This is a genomic window from Agrobacterium sp. 22-223-1 (genome assembly GCF_053522385.1).
The window spans coordinates 2,265,530-2,284,335 of sequence record NZ_JBNWCN010000001.1 but is presented as its reverse complement, the minus strand read 5'-3'; the positions used below and the strand labels follow the sequence as shown (position 1 = coordinate 2,284,335).

Annotated in this window: 17 protein-coding genes; 9 read left to right on the top strand and 8 right to left on the bottom strand. The window is 59.0% G+C overall.

The features are described from left to right. The first annotated feature begins 261 nt into the window (after positions 1 to 261). Positions 262 to 1,206, top strand: a complete 945-nt coding sequence (locus ACQZ60_RS11305; RefSeq protein ID WP_448735246.1) for an HD-GYP domain-containing protein — start codon at positions 262 to 264, stop codon at positions 1,204 to 1,206. On the opposite strand, the gene ACQZ60_RS11300 is transcribed toward ACQZ60_RS11305, so the two are convergent. Both ACQZ60_RS11300 and ACQZ60_RS11295 read right to left on the bottom strand, forming a co-directional pair. Then, entirely contained in the window at positions 1,203 to 1,715 is a 513-nt protein-coding gene (locus ACQZ60_RS11300; protein ID WP_162935835.1) for a GNAT family N-acetyltransferase, read from the bottom strand. The two genes, ACQZ60_RS11305 and ACQZ60_RS11300, sit on opposite strands and share 4 nt — an antisense overlap. Further along, positions 1,712 to 3,901, bottom strand: a complete 2,190-nt coding sequence (locus ACQZ60_RS11295) for an anthranilate synthase (RefSeq protein ID WP_142779583.1) — start codon at positions 3,899 to 3,901, stop codon at positions 1,712 to 1,714. Before ACQZ60_RS11295 ends, ACQZ60_RS11300 begins: the two co-directional genes overlap by 4 nt. Positions 3,902 to 4,236: 335 nt before the next feature. Between ACQZ60_RS11295 and ACQZ60_RS11290 the strand changes: the two genes are divergently transcribed. Next, positions 4,237 to 5,160, top strand: coding sequence for an extensin family protein (locus tag ACQZ60_RS11290; RefSeq protein ID WP_448735245.1), 924 nt, complete (start codon positions 4,237 to 4,239; stop codon positions 5,158 to 5,160). A gap of 55 nt (positions 5,161 to 5,215) precedes the next feature. Here the strand turns inward: ACQZ60_RS11290 and ACQZ60_RS11285 are convergent, their stop codons facing one another. After that, positions 5,216 to 7,483, bottom strand: coding sequence for a TonB-dependent hemoglobin/transferrin/lactoferrin family receptor (locus tag ACQZ60_RS11285; protein ID WP_035262489.1), 2,268 nt, complete (start codon positions 7,481 to 7,483; stop codon positions 5,216 to 5,218). Positions 7,484 to 7,841: 358 nt separating this feature from the next. Here ACQZ60_RS11285 and ACQZ60_RS11280 point away from each other — a divergent pair, with 358 nt between their 5' ends. Both ACQZ60_RS11280 and ACQZ60_RS11275 read left to right on the top strand, forming a co-directional pair. After that, on the top strand, positions 7,842 to 8,363 hold the full coding sequence (locus ACQZ60_RS11280) for a TIGR00645 family protein (RefSeq protein WP_003524933.1): 522 nt from the start codon (positions 7,842 to 7,844) through the stop codon (positions 8,361 to 8,363). Between the two features lie 100 nt (positions 8,364 to 8,463). Continuing rightward, positions 8,464 to 9,180: a helix-turn-helix transcriptional regulator gene (locus ACQZ60_RS11275; protein WP_448735244.1), complete on the top strand. Its 717-nt coding sequence runs from the start codon at positions 8,464 to 8,466 to the stop codon at positions 9,178 to 9,180. 30 nt (positions 9,181 to 9,210) lie between these two features. Here the strand turns inward: ACQZ60_RS11275 and ACQZ60_RS11270 are convergent, their stop codons facing one another. The 4 genes from ACQZ60_RS11270 to ACQZ60_RS11255 form a co-directional block, all read right to left on the bottom strand. Then, positions 9,211 to 10,362, bottom strand: a complete 1,152-nt coding sequence (locus ACQZ60_RS11270; protein WP_059754200.1) for a DUF2333 family protein — start codon at positions 10,360 to 10,362, stop codon at positions 9,211 to 9,213. A gap of 238 nt (positions 10,363 to 10,600) precedes the next feature. Next, a complete protein-coding gene (locus ACQZ60_RS11265) occupies positions 10,601 to 11,053 on the bottom strand; it encodes a pseudoazurin (protein WP_020812128.1) in 453 nt (150 codons plus the stop codon). Between the two features lie 113 nt (positions 11,054 to 11,166). After that, positions 11,167 to 11,748: a thymidine kinase gene (locus ACQZ60_RS11260; RefSeq protein WP_020812127.1), complete on the bottom strand. Its 582-nt coding sequence runs from the start codon at positions 11,746 to 11,748 to the stop codon at positions 11,167 to 11,169. Between the two features lie 98 nt (positions 11,749 to 11,846). Beyond that, a complete protein-coding gene (locus ACQZ60_RS11255) occupies positions 11,847 to 12,137 on the bottom strand; it encodes a hypothetical protein (RefSeq protein WP_174056934.1) in 291 nt (96 codons plus the stop codon). On the opposite strand from ACQZ60_RS11255, the gene ACQZ60_RS11250 reads away from it, so the two are divergent. From ACQZ60_RS11250 to ACQZ60_RS11235, 4 genes are all read left to right on the top strand, one after another. Continuing rightward, the gene (locus tag ACQZ60_RS11250) at positions 12,136 to 13,038 is read left to right on the top strand and encodes a choline ABC transporter substrate-binding protein (protein ID WP_371259706.1); all 903 of its coding nucleotides are present in this window, start codon (positions 12,136 to 12,138) and stop codon (positions 13,036 to 13,038) included. The genes ACQZ60_RS11255 and ACQZ60_RS11250 overlap by 2 nt on opposite strands. A 285-nt stretch (positions 13,039 to 13,323) precedes the next feature. Further along, entirely contained in the window at positions 13,324 to 14,175 is an 852-nt protein-coding gene (gene choW, locus ACQZ60_RS11245; RefSeq protein WP_059754593.1) for a choline ABC transporter permease subunit, read from the top strand. Next, entirely contained in the window at positions 14,172 to 15,218 is a 1,047-nt protein-coding gene (choV, locus tag ACQZ60_RS11240) for a choline ABC transporter ATP-binding protein (protein WP_035260963.1), read from the top strand. The genes choW and choV overlap by 4 nt, the downstream gene beginning before the upstream one ends. A gap of 545 nt (positions 15,219 to 15,763) precedes the next feature. Beyond that, positions 15,764 to 16,084 carry an ArsR/SmtB family transcription factor gene (locus ACQZ60_RS11235; RefSeq protein ID WP_003524068.1) on the top strand — a complete coding sequence of 107 codons (321 nt, stop codon included), beginning with the start codon at positions 15,764 to 15,766 and terminating at the stop codon, positions 16,082 to 16,084. A 130-nt stretch (positions 16,085 to 16,214) separates the two neighbouring features. On the opposite strand, the gene ACQZ60_RS11230 is transcribed toward ACQZ60_RS11235, so the two are convergent. Further along, positions 16,215 to 17,390, bottom strand: a complete 1,176-nt coding sequence (locus ACQZ60_RS11230) for a DUF3095 domain-containing protein (protein WP_448735243.1) — start codon at positions 17,388 to 17,390, stop codon at positions 16,215 to 16,217. Between the two features lie 285 nt (positions 17,391 to 17,675). On the opposite strand from ACQZ60_RS11230, the gene ACQZ60_RS11225 reads away from it, so the two are divergent. Continuing rightward, positions 17,676 to 18,782, top strand: a complete 1,107-nt coding sequence (locus ACQZ60_RS11225; protein WP_065655678.1) for a branched-chain amino acid ABC transporter substrate-binding protein — start codon at positions 17,676 to 17,678, stop codon at positions 18,780 to 18,782. Positions 18,783 to 18,806: the final 24 nt, after the last annotated feature.

The following is an 18,806-nucleotide window of genomic DNA, read 5'->3' as shown; positions in this document are numbered from 1 at the left end:
CTGATTTACGTCGTATGCGAGAATTTTCACTATTTACATTCTACGGTTGTTTCTTGGTCTATTCGGATTGATTCTTTGAGTTTTAAATATATCCAGAGTAAAAAATTTTCATATTTGTGTTATCTAATCTTCCGAGGTGCAAGTTTAGGCAGGTTTGGGAAGGCTTGACTTCACCTTTATAGTTTAGCCGGTTGCGTGCCGACATTTTTACGAATTACGGTTTCAGGTTATCATTCCCGGGAAGGAAAATAAAAGCATCTGATGCTCAAACGAATTTCCACCCAGCAACTGACGATTGGCATGTTTATCGAAGCGGTCGAAGGAACGCTTTCGAACCAGGGATTTTTAAAACGGCACCGCTTTCTTTTGCGGCACGAGGAATTAATGCGTCAATTGAAATCAAGCGGCGCCGAAAGCATCGTCATCAACACGGCCAAGGGATACGATACCGAAGGCAGCGCGCGTTCTGCGGCCGTTTCGCCGCAACCGGGCAATTGCCCGGAAACCGTCGCTGCGGTTACCCATGCCGTGCGCTCAGCCGCCGATACGATTGCCGAGACCTTTGCTTCCGCAGAGGCCGGCGGCGTTATTTCGCTGAAGGGCATGGCTGCGGCGGCGGGCAAGATTTCCGATGCCGTGCAGTCGAACCCGGCGATTTTCATCGGCGTCACCCGCCTGAAATCGAAAGACGAAACGACCTTCGTGCACTCGGTCTCCGTCAGCGGGCTGATGATCCTCTTCGGTAATTATCTCGGGCTCGACAGGGGAACGGTCAATCTGCTCGGCATCAGCGGGTTGCTGCATGATATCGGCAAGGTGGAAATCCCCTCATCGATCCTCAACAAGGCGGAAGGGTTGAGCGCCAGCGAGCGGGAAATCATCAATCTCCATCCCGCATTCGGCCGGGATATATTGTCGCGCAACGCGCAGATGCCGGAGATGGTGCTCGATGTCTGCTTCAATCATCATGAGCGGATGGACGGCGGCGGTTATCCGAGCGGCCGTGCGGGCAGCCAGATCAGCCTCTATGCGCGTATCGCGGCGATTTGCGACGTCTATGACGCCATCACCTCGGTCAGGCCCTACAAGAAGCCGTGGACGGCGAATGACGCGCTGACCTGGATGCTGCGGCGGGAAGGGCATTTCGACATGCAGCTGCTGAAGAAATTCGCGCTATGCATTTCCGCCTCGCTGCCGAGGGGCTAGTTGCCGAAGATGATCGCCATGTTCAGGCTGTCGATGTAACGGCCGTCGATCAGAACGGTGTCACGGCCCCGGCCTTCATGCACAAAGCCGATCTTTTCATAAAGCGCGATTGCTCTGGCATTGTCCGCATGCACGCTCAGCTCCACACGGTGCAGCCCGCATTGACGGGCGGCATCGAGCGTCTGCCGCATCAGCCGTCCACCCAGCCCCTTGTCGCGATAGGCGGGCAGGATGCCCATGCCGAGCGTGCCGCGATGGGCATGGGTGGGCCTGCTCTCGCGGCGAATATCGCACCAGCCGACCACCTTGCCATCCGCAATCGCCACGAATTGCGGATGGTCGTTTTCGATCATGTCGAGAACGAAGGCGCGGACCGAATCGAGCGGCGGCGCCTCCAGGAAGCTCAGATATTTCCGCTCGCGCGATACGGCATCGAGAGCACGGTGAAAGCTTTCAACGTGCTCCGCCCGGATGGGTTCGATGCTGATGGCGTCGGCAGCAGCCATCATGCCGCCTTCGTCTTCGCCTTGCGGGTCAGATGCACCACGACATTTTCGATCATGCGCATGCCGGCGTCCTGGCCGAGCGTCATGATCGATTCCGGGTGGAACTGAACGGCGGCCACCGGTTCCTTGGCGTGTTCGATGCCCATGATCGTGCCGTCCTCGCTTTCCGCCGTGATAATGAAATCACGCGGAAGGGTGGAGGGGTCGGCGAAGATCGAGTGGTAACGGCCGACGGTTACTTCCTTGCCAAGACCGGAGAAGACGAGACCCGGTTCCAGCACGCGGATGCGCGAGGGCTTGCCGTGCATCGGCACCGCAAGCTGGCGAAGTTCGCCGCCATAGGCTTCCGCCAGCGCCTGAAGGCCGAGGCAGACACCGAAGATCGGCAATTCGCGGGCGCGGGCGGCCTTGATCGTCGCCTTGCAGTCGAAATCCGTCGGGCTGCCCGGTCCGGGAGAGAGAACGACGAGATCGGGCTGGAAGCGATCGAACACTTCTGCCGCAACCGGCGTTCTGACGGTGGAGACGGTCGCGCCCGTCTGGCGGAAATAGTTCGCCAGCGTGTGCACGAAACTGTCTTCGTGGTCGACAAGCAGGATTTTCACACCGGTGCCCACCTTGGCGGCATCACGCTTGGTGGAAGCGGCGTTGGTGCCTTTGGCATCGCGAATGGCGGCGATCATGGCGGAGGCCTTCAGTTCGGTTTCGGCTTCTTCTTCCTGCGGATTGGAATCGTTGAGCAGCGTCGCACCCGCACGCACCTCGGCAATGCCGTCCTTGATGCGGATGGTGCGCAGCGTGAGCCCCGTATTCATGTCACCGTTGAAGCCGACCATGCCGATCGCGCCGCCATACCAGGCGCGCGGGCTCTTTTCATGGCCCTCGATGAAGCGCATGGCCCAGAGTTTCGGCGCACCGGTGACGGTGACGGCCCAGGCGTGGCTGAGGAAACCGTCAAAGGCGTCCATGTCATCGCGCAGGCGGCCTTCGATGTGGTCGACCGTGTGGATGAGGCGCGAATACATCTCGATCTGGCGGCGGCCGATGACCTTCACCGAACCCGGCTCGCAGACGCGGCTCTTGTCGTTACGGTCCACATCCGAGCACATGGTGAGTTCGGATTCGTCCTTCTTCGAATTGAGCAGTTTCAGGATCTGCTCGCTATCGGCAATCGGGTCGTCACCGCGCTTGATGGTGCCGGAAATTGGGCAGGTCTCGATGCGGCGGCCGGAGACACGCACGAACATTTCCGGCGACGCGCCGACCAGATATTCCTGATGGCCGAGATTGATGAAGAAGGAATAGGGGGAGGGATTGATCGCCTTGAGGCGGCGCGAAATCGCCGACGGATTGCTTTCACAACGCTCCATGAATTTCTGGCCGGGAACGACCTCGAACAGATCGCCGCGGCGGAAGCTTTCCTTGGCCTTCACCACCAGTTCGGAATATTCGCCGGGACGGTGATCCCCCTTCGGCGGGATCGTGTCCGTGGTCTTGAAGGGATCGGGCGCAATGTCGGAGGACTTGCCGTCCGTCGTCACGCCGCCCTTTTCGAAATCGTAGCGGTCGATCCAGGCCTTGGCGGAATAGTGGTCGACGACTAAGATTTCGTCGGGCAGGAACAGCACCATGTCGCGCTGGTCTTCCGGGCGCGCCAGCGACAGCTTGATGGCGTCGAACTGGAAGGCGAGATCGTAACCGAAGGCGCCGAACAGGCCGATGGCCGAATCCGCATTCGAATAAAAGAGGTCGACGATGGCGCGCAGCGCCGTGAAGACGGTCGGGATTTTCGAGCGTTCTTCCTCGGTGAAAACGCGGTCCGGTTCGTTGACGGTCAGATCGAGACGGCGCGTGGTGGAAGCGCCAAGCGTGAGATCTGGCGTCGCCTTCAGCTTTTCAGTGATGAAGGAAAGCAGCACTTCGCCGCGGCCATTATAGGCCTCGATCCACATCTTGCGGCCGAAACAGGAAATGCCGAGCGGCGGATCGACGATGGCCGTATCCCAGCGGGTGTAACGGCCCGGATATTCATAGTTGGACGAAAAAACCGCGCCGCGATGGGAATCGAGCTTTTCGATATAATTATCGATGGCGCTGGCGTAATCGGCGGGCCGACGCTTTCGGCTGACCTTGATGCCGCCTTTCGTCTCGTAGGTTTCCGCTCCGTCATCCTGAATGATCGTTACCATTTCTTTCGTACTCGTTTTTCGCATGTCGTTATCGCAAAACCGTCAAGCACTTTTGCGCGCATGCTTTCTGTTGTTCAAGCCCGATGACAGGCGGCAAAATAACAAAAAAGCCGCCTGAAAATTCGGGCGGCTTGGACTTTGTCTGAAGACATGACTGGTCAAGGCCGCGAAAAGCTGCCCCACCACCAGTTAGCAATGTTCTTAGACACGATGTTCATGGGAAAATTGTTAGCGTGCACGATCCGCCTTGGCAAGCGGATTTCGGTGAGGGAATGAACCTTACGGGCCGTCGCGGCGTTGCACTCCTGCCGAAACGGTCAGGAGTGCCCCGAAAAATGCTTCATCGCCTGTGTCTTCTGGTAACCACCCTCGCATTGATTTCCGCCTCTGAACCGCCGGCACAGGTGCCGGTGCCGCAACCGAAACCGGGCGAGGGGCAATCCGCCACCCCCTCGGACAAGCCATCGGACGAGCCGCCGCAAAGCCCGGCGGAGGCGCCGAAACCGGCCCCGAAACCGCAGGTCCCGGAAGAGCGGAAACCGGATGACGGCAAGACGCCGGCAGACAAGGGGTCCGATGACAGCAAGAAAGGCGTCGAAGGCAAGGCGGGTGAGGGCAAAGAGGAGGGCGAACCACGGAAACCGGACGTTGACGCCGCAAAACCGGAGGAGAAGCCGCCCGAGCCGGTGAGGCCGGAAGATCCGGCCGCGCTTCAGGCATGCCTTGGCGCGTTGAAGGATATCGGCGCCGAGTTCAAGCAGCTTGAACCGATCCGCGATGCAGAGCAGGGCTGCGGCATCGAAGCGCCTGTCGAGCTTTCCGTGGTTCTGCCCGGCATCAAGCTGGAACCATCGGGCACCATGCGTTGCGAAACCGCGCTCGCGCTTTCCCGCTGGACAAAGGAAATGATGCTGCCGGCTGCGGCTTTGGCTTTGCCTGAGAGAAAGGTGACGGCCATCGCCAATGCCTCGACCTATATCTGCCGCAACCGCAACAGCGCGGAAAACGGCAAGATTTCCGAACATGCCAAGGGCAATGCCGTCGATATTTCCACGATCGCCTTCGATAAGGGCGAGCCGCTGGTGATGAAGCCGCGCGGTGAGGACGGAACGCCGGAAGGCGCTTTCCAGCGCACCATCACCGCCGCCGCCTGCCTGTTCTTCCGCACGGTGCTTTCGCCCGGCAGCGACGCCACCCATCAGGATCACCTGCATCTCGACGTGCTGGAGCGCAAGGGCGGTTATCTCTATTGCCGCTGATAAAAAAGGGCGACCCGAAGGCCGCCCCGACTGGAGATGATGTTTCTGCCCGGGTTTAGAATTTCTGGGTCAGAGAGATTTTGAAGGTGCGTCCGGGTTCGGAATAGAAGGCGACCGGCTGGTTCGTCGAGGAGGTCGCGGTGGTGCTGATATCGCGAACGCCGACTGCATTCCAATAGGTCTTGTCGAAGACGTTGTAGATGCCCGCCTGAATGCGCAGGCCCTTGGTTTGTTCCGGCTCCCACCAGCCGGTGAGGTTGACGATACCGTATCCCGGTGCATCGAAGGTCTGATACGAGGAGCCGGTTATGCTTGTCGCCGTTCCATCTTCGCGCATGCCGGCGGAGATGATGGTCGACAGATCGACGCCCCATTGCTCCTGTTCGTAGCCGACGCCCAGAATGGACTTGAAAGGTGCGACGCTGCGGATGAATTCGCCGGTGTTCTTGTCCTTGCCATAGGCATAGGCAAGCGAGCCGTGCAGGAAGACGCCGTTGGCGAAGTCCTTGCGGGCCTTGGCTTCCACGCCGGAAATTTCGACTTCGGCGCGGTTGCGCCAGGTAATCAGCATGCCGGGCGTGCCGACGCCCGGTGTCGTCACCGCTGTCGTCGTGGTGCGATAGACGTCGATGAAGTTCTTGTACTGGTTATGGAACAGGGTAAGGCTGCCGGTCAGATCGTCGGCGGCGTAGTTCGCGCCGATTTCAAAACCGTTTCCGGTTTCCGGCTTCAGGTTGGGATTGCCGACATTGGCATATCCGCCGTTGGCATTGGTGAAGTTTATATAGGCTTCGTTGATGGTCGGCGGACGGTAGGCCATTGACCATTGGCCGAACAGTTCCACTTCCGGTGTCAGCTGATAGGTTGCCAGAAGCTTCGGCGAAATGCGGGAATCGCTCTGTCCGTCGGGGAAGGCAAACCGGGTGGAGCCGGTGTTGCGGCTGAAATCGCTGGTCTGCTTCGGATCGTAATCGTACCAGTCGAAACGCACACCGGGAGTCAGTGCAAAGCCGCTATCACCGAAACCGATCCGATCATCAATGTAAAGGCCGAGCCTTCTGCCGTCAACTTTCGGGATATCGGCCTGCGAGGCGGTGACGGGAATAGCGTTGATGAACTGTTCCGTATCGGAAAACTGCAGATTGCCTCCGAATCGGATCTGATGGTTGAAATTACCTGTCGTGAACTCAGACAACGTATCGCCCGCAAGGCCGAAAGAGCTTTCGTCCATCTCGTTGTGACGCTCGTAGCGGGTATTGTTCGACAGTGCGCCGAACGAGCCGGCATCCTTGATCAGCCGCTGCCAATAAAGGGTGAGATTGGCAGCATCGATCAGCGCGTCGGTGGACGGCGCCTCGTAGCTATAGTCGAGGGAGAGGCGTTCGCGGCGGGTGTCGTCGTAACCCCAATAATTGTCGCGAGCGTAGGTATTGGCGCCGCCGGCGCTGACACCGTGCAACGTTTTCAGGTTGGAATCGCTGTCGAGGTTGAAGCGCTCGGCGGTGAACCCGATGCGGTGTCCGCCTTCGAGGTCCTGGCGGATTTTGAACAGCAGATTGTACTGGTCGTAGTCGAGGGGATTGGCCTTGGTACGGTTCACGCCGATAATATCGGCCGTGCCCTGGCTGTCGCGCTCATGGCCCTTCCTGTAACCGCCCTGGAACAGGATGGAGGTGTTCTGGATTTTCTTGGCGACGGCGACGGAGCCGCCGAAGCTCTTGTCTTCGCTATCATATGTCAGCTTGGCAACGCCGCCCCAATCCTTGTCCGGTCCGATCAGGTCTTCCGGCTCAAGCGTGCGCAGCACCAGCGCGCCGCCGAGAGCGCCGGCCCCGATACGGCTCGAATCCGCGCCACGCACCACATCGACGGTGGAGAGGGACGAGAAATCATAGCTGTTGTTGGTGTCGCTTGTGCTGGTCGTTGCGGTGGTGCCGCGTGCATAGTTTTCGAAGAAGGGAACGGGGATATTGTCGATCAGCGTCGTGACGCGCGCACCGCCCAGACCGCGGATGAACAGGCCGCCCGGCTTGCCGGGCTTGGATTCGATGAAATCGACGCCCGGCTCGGTGGTATTGCCCAGATCGCGGACATTGTTGATCTCCTTCTTGCGGATGTCTTCCGCCGTGGTCTGGCTCGCCAGCGGCGTGTCGGCGGCGGCATTGGCGCTTTTGACGCGCTTGCCCTTGACGACGATCCTTTCAAGCGTGGTGGCGCCGTCCGCCTGCGACGCGGCATCCTGTGCCAGCGCGGGGCCGGCAAGCGGCAGAAGAGAGATGGCAGTGCACAGAAGCAGCGCGGAATGCGTGCGCGAAATGGACATTAAGTACCCCCAGGTAGGCGCGCGAATGGGCCACGGCGTGCGAAGGCACGCCGCGCTTGCCGCCGCGGCTGAAACTGTTTTGATTGTTACGGGCGAGCCGATAAGCGAGGACTAAAAAACATGACGATAACTGTCAACATATTATATATGACTTTTTACATCATGTTTTAAAGCATAACAGTATGTTGCAAAAATATGACGCTTATCCGCTCTCGAAACTCACTGGTGGATGGGGTGCGAAAACGCCACGGTACGGTCAAAGTCCCGACATTGCCGCTTGCTAGGATATTCGCAGCCAGTTTACATGGCGAAACAAACCATGCCCCAACAATAAACAGATTATTAATCGGATACGGAAATGAAGTCTCTTGAACTGCTCGTCGAGCGGATCATCCTCTCCAGCCGCTGGCTGCTCGTCGTTTTTTATCTCGGGCTCGTCGCGGCACTGGCGGTTTATGCGTTTTCCTTCGCGCTCAAGTTTCTGAAAGTTGCGAAGAACGTTTTCACCTACGACGAAGCGGACATGATCCTCGCCATGCTGGGTCTGATCGATGCGGCGCTGGTCGCCAGCCTGATCGTCATGGTGATGATTTCCGGTTACGAGAACTTCGTCAGCCGCTTCGACGATGCCGATGCCGAGGTTTCCTTTCTGGGCAAGCTCGATTCCGGCAGCCTGAAAATCAAGGTCGCGTCGTCGATCGTGGCGATCTCGTCGATCCACCTGCTGCAAATCTTCCTCAACGCCAGTCAATATTCGGACAGCAAGCTGATGTGGTTCACCATCATCCATCTGGCTTTTGTCGTCTCGGCGGTCATGCTCGGTTTCCTGGAAAAACTGATGGCCAAGCCGAAGGACAAATCCGAAAAGCCGGTGCTTTGATCAGGATGGTCCAGCCGATATGAAGGTCGCAACCCCGTTCTGGCCATGCCGCATGTTTTACGCTCCGGGCGCTGCGTCCCGGCGTGTCGAGGGTGCGTGAATGGTGAAGACGGAGCGTCAGGCCAGACTTTGCGACGATCTGTCGGCTGCTGCCGACAAATCCCAATGGCTGGAGGCGCTGCGGGAAGTGATGCGCGCCTTCGGTTACGCCTATGTGACCCTTTTGCGGTTGCCCGGCGGACAGAATGCCTATGCCTTGCCAACGGTTGTCGAAAGCAGCCTGCCGATCTGGGTCGTGAATGCGATGACCAGGGACGGCGCGCTTGGGGACTGTCCCGTCATCAAGCGCGGCGCGTCGTCGATGATGCCGCAATATTGGTCGCTGCAGGATCCGGATATTGCCTGCGGACCGCTGGTGGATGCGGCGGCCTCGCTGAGCAGCATGGGCATTACGGCTGGTCTGATGGTGCCGGTGCACGGCATGTACGGCAACCGGCATCTGATGAATTTCGCAGGCGATCGCGATATCCTGCCGCAAGCCGCGCTCAACGAGCTGAGCATGATCGTGCTGCATGCGCTGGAGGTTTATGACCGGCTTTGCCGCACCAACTCAAAAGGTCCGTCGCCGCTGACGAAGCGGGAACTCGATGTGGTGCGCTGGACGGCGCAGGGAAAGACCTCCGTGGAGATCGCCGAGCTTCTGTCCATCTCGGAACATACCGTCAATGCCTATATGAACAACGCCATCCGCAAGCTCGACTGCGTCAACCGCACCCAGCTCGTGGCCAAGACCATACGCCTTGGCCTCATAGACTGATCGATCCTGTCGTTCCCGGCAGGCTTCGCCTTACCGGTCGAGAACCGAGCGAAGCTCAACGAGATTCGAGCGAACCCGCAAAACGTAAAATCCCATGGTGGCGAGGTGCGAGGGCATGATCCAGCCGCTTTCCTCACCATTGGAAATGATCGCCGGCTGAATACGCAGGGCTGCGCGGGTCTGCAACAGCGTGTCGTTCCAGAGATTGGTCAGGTTACGCTCGCGGATGACCTGTGCGAAGTCCGATCCGGCGGCGGAAAGCACGCCGTAATAGCCGTAGAGCTGTCCATAAGCGAACCAGAAGCGGTCGTCGGCGCGCGTATCGAACCAGCCGCCATTATAATTTTCCGAACGTTCGCGCAGAATTGCAGACGTGGAGCCGATATCGCCGGCGATACGGTCGATGAACTGGATGAGGTTGTCGGCGCGGGTATCGAAGACGGCCTTGCAGGCGGCAAGCTCGCCGTTGAAGGCCTGGAAGCTGCGGATGGCGGCGCGATAATAGGCCGGCGTCGGCGTCTTCGGGCCGAACGGATCGAGACCGAAATACCAGGAATATTCGCTGAACTGCATGTTCCCGCGTGCTTCCTGTAGATTGTTGTTGATGCCGGATGTTCCGCGCACGCGGCCGAGCGTATCCACCAGTTCCACCGAGGTGCGGCGCACGGCCTGGTTTACGCCACGCTGGAAAGACGCCTTGTTGTCCAGAAACGGCGTGCTGTCCCAGTCCATGCCGAAAAGGCCGAGACGATAGAGCAGCATGGAGGAAATCCATGCGTTCTGGTTGACGTTGAAATCGGTGAGATCGGCGGCTGCGTCGACGATGGCCGAACGCTGGCAGACCGGCGCCGATGTGTTTGCGGCGGCACCCGTTGCGCCACCCGCCGGGGCGGCGGCGGGCAATTCCTGCCCGGCAGGCACGGTGCGCTCTTCAAGCTTGTAGCGCGCGACGTAATCCGGGTCGAAATTCGTCCAGACCTGGGTTTGCCAGATGAAATATCCGTAAAAGCCGGCAAGAAGAATGACGATGAGGGCGATCGGACCCTTGATGAGCCAGTTGCGGCCGCTGTACCAGCCGTGGGCGGCCATGAAGGGCCACAAAAGCCAGGCGACGAGAAGACCGGCGGCCCTGCCGATGGCGCTGAAGGCTGCCTGAATCAAAGCGGTGATCCGGTCGATCATGTCGTCATAGTCTCCTCTGCCCGTGGGGCTGGACGCCGGAAGAAAAACACGCGGCCCGCCCGCGCCCTTCGGCGCTTCGTATAAACCGCGGTCATTTACTGTCTTCCAGATATGTCCCGGTCAACCGGGATACAACATGATTGCGAAACTTTTCTCAACCTGCGGTCCGCGCCGGCCATTGTGGCTTTCCACGCCGATTGTGGAGCAATAGCCGCCGCGGAACCGAAGGGATATGCGCCTAGAGGCCGAGCTTGGCGATCTCGTCGTTCAGCCGGTCGCGTGCCTTTTTCGGCAGTTTGCCGTTCTTGACGGCGTCGAGATTGGCCGGCGCGGCATCGCCGACGACAACGAGCGCGATCATGCCCATGCCGAGATGCGGTGTGCATTTGACGACGTAGGCGCCTTCCTTCTCGACCGTCAACTTCACCGTCTCGTTCATTTTGCCCTTGAAGTCTGCGACACCCTCGGGGATCATGTCCTTCACGGCTGCCGCATCATGGCCCTTGTCGACCGGGACGAAGGTGATGACGTCGCCGACGGCGGCCTTGACGGTTGCGGGCTCGAAGACCATCGCCTGACCGTCGCTGCCCTTGTTGAGCATCTTCACTTCGATTTCGGCAGCAAGGACGGGAAAGGCGAAAAGACCTGCGAGAATGGCGAGGCCGGCGAATTTGGCAGTTCTGTTCTGCATAGTTTTGCTCCTGAGAGAAAGCACATCCACGCGAATGTGTCGCCGTCGTCTTAGCCCAGGAGCGGGGGAGCCATCTTTGCGGAAAATCAAATGCGGCAACCGGACGCAGATGTTCACTCGCCCTTGAACGTCTCCACCCAGTGGCGGCGGCAGAAGGAAACATATTTCTCGTTGCCGCCGACATCGATCTGCGCGCCTTCCGTCACGACCTTTCCTTCATTGTCGAAGCGGGCGACCATCGTCGCCTTGCGGCCGCAATGGCAGATGGTGCGGATTTCGCGAAGCTCGTCGGCAATGGCGAGCAGTTCTTTCGAGGCGGGGAAAAGCTTTCCCTGAAAATCCGTGCGCAGGCCATAGGTCATGACCGGGATGTTCAGCCTGTCGACAATGTCGGCAAGCTGCCAGACATGGTGTTCGGAGAGAAAGTTGGCTTCATCGATGAAAACGCAGGCGACCGGCGCTTCGGCTGTGAGGGCCGATACCTCGGCGAACAGGTTGGTATTGTCATCGAAGGTCAGGGCGTCGGAGGAGAGGCCGATGCGCGAGGCGACACGGCCGACGCCGGCCCGGTCGTCAAAGGCAGCCGTGAAGATCAGTGTGCGCATGCCGCGCTCCTGATAATTATAGGATGCCTGCAGCAGCATGGTCGATTTGCCGGCGTTCATCGTCGAATAATTGAAATAGAGTTTTGCCATTATCCACTCCCGGAGCGCCCTTGCGTCCTTCGGACGCTTCTCAACAATGCTCCAACCTGTTGAATCGGCACATCGCGACTCACAGAGCCGATTGTCGTTTATGCCGATGCTGCAGCCAGCGTCTTTTGACGGCGAAGAAGCGGATTGAAAAGTGCCGCAGTGGGAAAAACACAGATTTCCGCAACCGGACTGTTTGTCGCATTCGGGCGTTGAAAGCCGGTGATTTTCACGATTTTGTCGCAAACGGTGCGCCAAAGCACGCAAATGCGCGCGAGTTGATTGTGTCCGGCAGATATTGATAATGGCAAGGGAACGAAAAAACAGGGAGCAAGCCATATGTTTGCAAATAGAAGCCGCTGTCTGGCCTTGGCCGCAGCAATCTCCTCCATGACGTTCAGTGCGGCCGGTGCTGCGGAACCGGCAAGCTGTGGCACAGTGCGCTTTTCCGATGTGGGCTGGACCGACATCACCGCCACGACGGCCACCGCCACCGTGCTTCTGAAAAGCCTTGGCTATGAAACCGACGTCAAGCTTCTCTCCGTACCCGTTACCTACACATCCCTGAAAAACAAGGACATCGACGTCTTCCTCGGCAACTGGATGCCGACCATGGAAGGCGATATCGCGCCCTACCGCGAAGACAAATCCGTGGAAACGCTGCGGGAAAACCTGACCGGCGCGAAATACACGCTGGCGACCAACGCCAAGGGCGCCGAACTCGGCATCAAGGATTTCAAGGACATCGCCGCCCATAGCGCCGATCTCGGCGGCAAGATCTATGGTATCGAGCCGGGCAATGACGGCAATCGCCTGATTCTCGACATGGTGGCCAAGGACAGTTTCGGTCTGAAGTCATTCGAGGTGGTCGAGTCGTCCGAACAGGGCATGCTCTCCCAGGTGGCGCGTGCTGAAAAATCCGGCGAGCCCATCGTCTTCCTCGGCTGGGAACCGCATCCCATGAATGCGAATTTCAAGCTGACCTATCTGACCGGCGGCGACGAGGTCTTCGGTCCCAATCTCGGCGGTGCGACGATCCATACCAATGTCCGCAAGGGTTACGTCGAGGAGTGCCCGAATGTCGGCGCCTTCCTCAAGAACCTGCAATTTTCCCTGCCCATGGAAAACGAGATCATGGGCAAGATCCTGAATGACGGCCTTGAGGGCGAGGCGGCTGCAACCGCCTGGCTGAAGGCCAATCCGACGGCGATCGAGCCCTGGCTCGCCAACGTCAAGACCAAGGACGGTAGCGCCGACGCCCTGCCTGCCGCCAAGAAGGCTCTCGGCCTCTAAGCCGCAAGACGATGCATGACTGCATCCGGCCTGCGCGGCAGGCCGGATCAGCGGGAAATAACGATGCCCATGCATGACCTTGCCTGTGAATTTTCAGACATTGAGGGTCATGCGCCAGCACCGCGTCCGGCAGTTCCGCTGCCGGCCGTCATTTCTGCATTGGAGCAATCCCGGTGAAACGGGATGACGATGCTCTATTTCTTTGTTGTCTGCGCAATTCCGGACGCAAAACCGCTCTGCACTTTTGCCGGAATTGTTTTAGTTCACGAAAGGTCTTTTCTTACCGTGGAATGGCTCAGCGCTCCTGAAAACCGCCTGCCCGTCGGCCGATATGCCAAGGAGGCCATTGACTGGCTGACCGGCAATCTCGCTTTTTTCTTCGATTGGCTTTCCTTCATTTTCCAAAGCGTCATCAACGCCCTGCTTTATGTGCTGCAGGCGCCGCATCCGCTCATCATCGTGGCGATCCTGACGGCGCTTTCCGCCTGGACGCGCCGCTCCGTCGGCATGCCGGTCTTCACCGCGCTCGGCCTGCTGCTTATCATCAATCTGGGCTACTGGAAGGCGACGACAGAAACGCTGGCGCTCGTCATCGCCGCCAGCGCCGTCTGCATGATCATCGGCATACCGCTCGGCATATTGGCGGCGCGGCGCAAATGGATTTATGCCGGCATGCGCCCGGTGCTGGACCTGATGCAGACCATCCCCACCTTCGTTTATCTCATCCCGGCGCTGGTGCTGTTCGGTCTCGGCATGGTTCCGGGGCTCATCGCCACCGTCATCTTCGCCATTCCGGCTCCCGTGCGGCTCACCCGCCTCGGCATCGTTTCGACGCCGCCGGCGCTGGTGGAGGCGGCCGTCGCCTTTGGCGCGACGCCGTCGCAGGTTCTGCGCAAGGTGGAGCTTCCCTTCGCCGCGCCGCAGATCATGGCCGGCCTTACCCAGACGATCATGCTGTCGCTGTCGATGGTGGTCATTTCCGCCCTCGTCGGCGCCAATGGTCTCGGCGTACCCGTGGTGCGCGCCCTGAACACCGTCAACATCGCTATGGGCTTCGAAGCGGGACTGTGCATCGTCATACTGGCGATCGTTCTCGACCGACTTTTCCGCCTTCCCGGCGCGGAGGATGATCTATGAGTGACGCCATCATCTTTGGAAATGTCGATATCGTTTTCGGCGACCGGCCCGATGCGGCGCTGCCGCTGATCGACAAGGGCAGCACGCGTGACGAGATCAATGCCGAAACCGGACTGGTTCTCGGCGTCGCCAATGCCTCGCTCTCGGTCAGCGAGGGCGAGATACTCGTGCTCATGGGGCTTTCCGGTTCGGGCAAGTCGACCCTGCTCAGGGCCGTCAACGGGCTTGCGCCCGTGGTGCGCGGCAATGTCGGCGTGAAGACCAAGTCAGGCTATGTCGATCCCTATCGCTCGACGGCGAAAGCGCTGCGCGATCTGCGCATGCACACGGTTTCCATGGTCTTCCAGCAATTCGGCCTTCTGCCCTGGCGCAATGTGGCCGACAATGTCGGCTTCGGGCTTGAGCTTTCCGGCGTGCCGGAAGCCGAGCGCAAGCGCATGGTGGCCGAGCAGCTGGAACTGGTCAATCTCTCCGCCTGGGCCGACCGCAAGGTGGGAGAGCTTTCCGGCGGCATGCAGCAGCGTGTGGGGCTGGCGAGAGCCTTTGCCACGGGCGCGCCGATCCTGTTGATGGACGAGCCGTTCTCGGCGCTCGACCCTCTTATCAGAAGCCGCCTGCAGGACGAGCTTCTGGAATTCCAGAGCCGGCTGAAGAAAACGATTCTCTTCGTCAGCCACGATCTGGACGAGGCCTTCCGCATCGGCAACCGCATCGCCATGATGGAGGGCGGACGCATCATCCAGTGCGGAACGCCGCAGCAGATCGTCAAGCAGCCGGCCACGCCCTATGTCGCGGATTTCGTGCAGAACATGAACCCGATCTCCATGCTGACCGCCGCCGATGTGATGAAGCGTGGGGTGGACGAACGCAACGGGCAGATGACAGTCGCCGCCACCGCCCGCCCGTCATCGCCGCTGATCGATATTCTCGATGCGCTGTCAAAACACTCCGGCGCTATCGGCGTCGTCGACAACGGTGCGATCGTCGGCACGATTTCGGCCGATGAAGTCGTGGCGGGGCTGACGCGTCACCGCAAGAAATAACGATTCGCCTGTCTGAAAAAGAGAAAGGGCCTTCCCGCGTGGAGGGCCCTTTGTCTTTTCCGGCAAGGTCTTTGCGGCGCAAGTTATACCTTCCCACGGTAGCAAAGAATATTTTTGATATCACAAGTTATGCATGAAAATAATTACTAATAAAAATCATATTGCAAACTTAGAGAAAATTGCGCAAAGTTAATCTAGATTCTTTAGCTCGCTGCTAAATTTAAGGTGGTAATAGATTGCATCCTCAAAATCCGGCATTGGGTAACAAGATTTCGGCGCTCAACTTTTGATCGTTTATTGCTTATAAATACTGCCGCTAATACATGTGTTTATCATCAAATTGACAAAAAACAGGCAAAAAGCTGATAATTTGGTCACAATATTTTAAGTAAATAACCGGTGAAGAATAGTCTTTGAAAGGGACACGATATAAGCAAGATTTAGGTATATACAACGTATCGACTGAATTATAAAAACACCTTTTGGAACACCTATAATAGCCACCATGACCGTCTTTTTCGACTGTCATCAGGAGACTTGAGCGTATGGATAACCAATCTCTGTCGGAACATAGCATCGCCGCTGCAGACTTGCTCTCAGCCATGGCGAATCCCAAGCGCCTGATGATCTTGTGCACGCTGGTGGATACGGAAGTGCCGGTTGGTGTTCTCGCTTCACAGGTTGGTCTCAGCCAGTCCGCTCTCTCGCAGCATCTTTCGAAATTGCGTGCCCAGCGGCTGGTGAAGACACGACGGGATGCGCAGACCATCTACTATTCCAGCAATTCCGAATCCGTGAAAAAGATCCTCGCCTCCCTCGAGGAAATTTACTGCCAGGCGCAGAAGAGCAGCAAGACCGCTGCGTGATCCCACGGCCCTGTTAAGGCCCGGCAGCATCACTCGATTGAAACCGGCGCACGACGCCGGTTTTTCTTTTCAGCGGCCTTCGCTGCGGGTGCATTCGGCACAGGGATCGGGGCTGCGTCTGGCGCGGTTTTCAGGCCGGCGCGGTAGTCTGCATCTGCTGCTTGAGACGGCTTGCCGCAGCCGCATATCCGCCGTCGGCACCATCCACGAAATGCATATGGTCTCTCGAAAGCGGAGACGGGACGATACAGGTCATCAATGCCGCATCCTGTTCGTGCAGGCCGTAATAACAGCTTCCCGAGAGGCGGCCCTGTTCCAGCCGCGCGCGGATTTTTTCGAGCCGTGCGGCGTCGATATCCACCGTCATCTTCAGGCCGTCATCGAACTTCCTGAAATCCGTATTGCTCGCGACCGAACGCCGGTAGCGTATCGCATTGAACGGCCCGAATGAGAGCCCCGTCACGCTCAAGAGATTGACGAGCAGGGATTCGCCGAGAATGCGAAACGAGCGGCGCATCTTGCCCCAGACATCGTGATAGGCAGCGCCGGCCCGGGCTTCGAGGCCGAGACCCTCGCGCACGAAACCGAGTTTTGGCCCATCTTCCGGCACGGGGTGGCCGTGTCTTGCGTCCTGTTCGGCGAGATCGACAAGATCGACGACCAGTTGGCGAAATGCCGGCATGTCCCGCGATGGCCCCGGCACGGCGATGATCGACACCACCTTGCCATGGGTGGCCGGAATGGGGTTCCAGCGGCATGAAAGACCGGTGAGATCGGGACGCTCGCCCGTTTCGGCTGCGGGCAGGGCATATTGCCCCTCCTTCATCCGCGCTTCCGCCCAGCTGTTGCCGCCGCCCGAGAACATGGCGTAGGAAACATCCTCGCTCGCCTGAAAGCGCGCGACACGAATATCGAAGCCATTTTCACGAATATCCTCGACGGGAACCAGCGCCACGCGCATGGCAAGATCGAGATCGTCCTTCACCCAGCGCTGCACATTCGAAAGCGCAGTGCGTGCGACAGACAGCCCCTGTGGCGGCACCGCGACAGCGGCGCCATCGCCGCCGAAAACGAAGGGCAGGTCGTGACGTCCGAGACTGTTCGATACGCCCGATATGACCGCCGCACCGGCCATGTTGACGGCCTTGTAGCGGCCGGTGCCGATTGCCGAGGTCGAATCAACGATATCGGCGATGGCCAGCCCCCATCCCGGCGGCAGGGCGCGATAAAGCGCCGGGTCGGCCACGTCTTCAAAATGCCGGAAGACGGGCAGGCCCGTCAGAAATTCTTCATCTGCTGCGATCATGGCGTATTATCCTCCAGCGGCGGCCAAACGCCAAGCGTTTACGGAAGGTCGATGCGTCCATTCAGGCGGCGCAATCACGGCCGATCCGGCGATTGATTTACCGCTAATAGAGCTAATCCAGCAAAGTGACTTGCATAAATCATCAAACCTTCCGTATGAGTTGAGTGGAAGGCTCGGAATTCAAAAATGGAACGAGTTTTCGCCGGGAGGCGTCCGATAGTTTCATTCGGTCGGCGCCCCATGGCGCTCACCGGGTCCCGCGACCCCCTTTAAGGAGACACCAGGATGAAACTGAAGACATTGACCAGCGTGACGCTTGCAGCGTCCTTCGCATTCGCACCCCTTGCTCATGCCGAGATCGTCATCGGCCTGATTGCGCCGCTCACCGGTCCTGTCGCCGCCTATGGCGACCAGGTGAAGAACGGCGCCCAGACGGCAGTCAATGAAATCAACAAGAAGGGCGGCATCCTCGGCGAACAGGTCGTGCTGAAGCTTGCCGATGACGGCGGTGAGCCGAAGCAGGGCGTTTCCGCGGCCAACCAGCTGGTTGCCGAAGGCATCCACTTCGTCGTCGGTCCGGTGACGTCCGGCGTCGCCATTCCGGCATCGGATGTCTTTGCCGAAAACGGCGTGCTGATGGTGACGCCGACGGCGACCGCGCCGGGCCTGACCAACCGTGGCCTTGCCAACGTTTTCCGTACCTGCGGTCGTGACGACCAGCAGGCCGAGGTTGCGGCGAAATATGTTCTCGCCAACCTCAAGGACAAGAAGATCGCCATCATTCACGACAAGGGCGCCTACGGCAAAGGTCTGGCGGACGCCTTCAAGACCACGCTGAATGCCGGCGGCGTGACCGAAGTTCTCTACGATGCGCTGACGCCCGGCGAAAAAGATCTCGGCGCGCTGACGGCCCGTCTGAAGTCCGACAATGCCGACATCGTCTATTTCGGCGGTTACCATCCGGAAGCGGGTCTTCTGGTGCGCCAGCTGAAGGATATCGGCTCCAAGGCTGCCGTCATCGGCGGTGACGGCCTGTCGAACAGCGAGTTCTGGAACATCGGTTCGCAGGCTGGCGAAGGCACGATCTTCACCAACGCTTCCGACGCGCTGAAGAACGACGATTCCAAGGCTGCTGCCGAAGCGCTGAAGGCCGCCAACATTCCGGCGGAAGCCTTCACGCTCAATGCTTACGCTGCCGTCGAAGTGCTGAAGGCCGGCATCGAGAAGGCCGGAAGCGCCAAGGATTCCGAAGCGGTCGCCACGGCCCTGAAAAGCGGCGACGCTTTCCCGACCGCAATCGGCAAGGTGACCTACGGCGAAAACGGCGACCTGACCTCGCAGGCCTTCTCGCTGTTCAAGTGGCAGGACGGCAAGATCGTCGCAGCCGAATAAGCTGATCCTACCGGCCGCACCTTG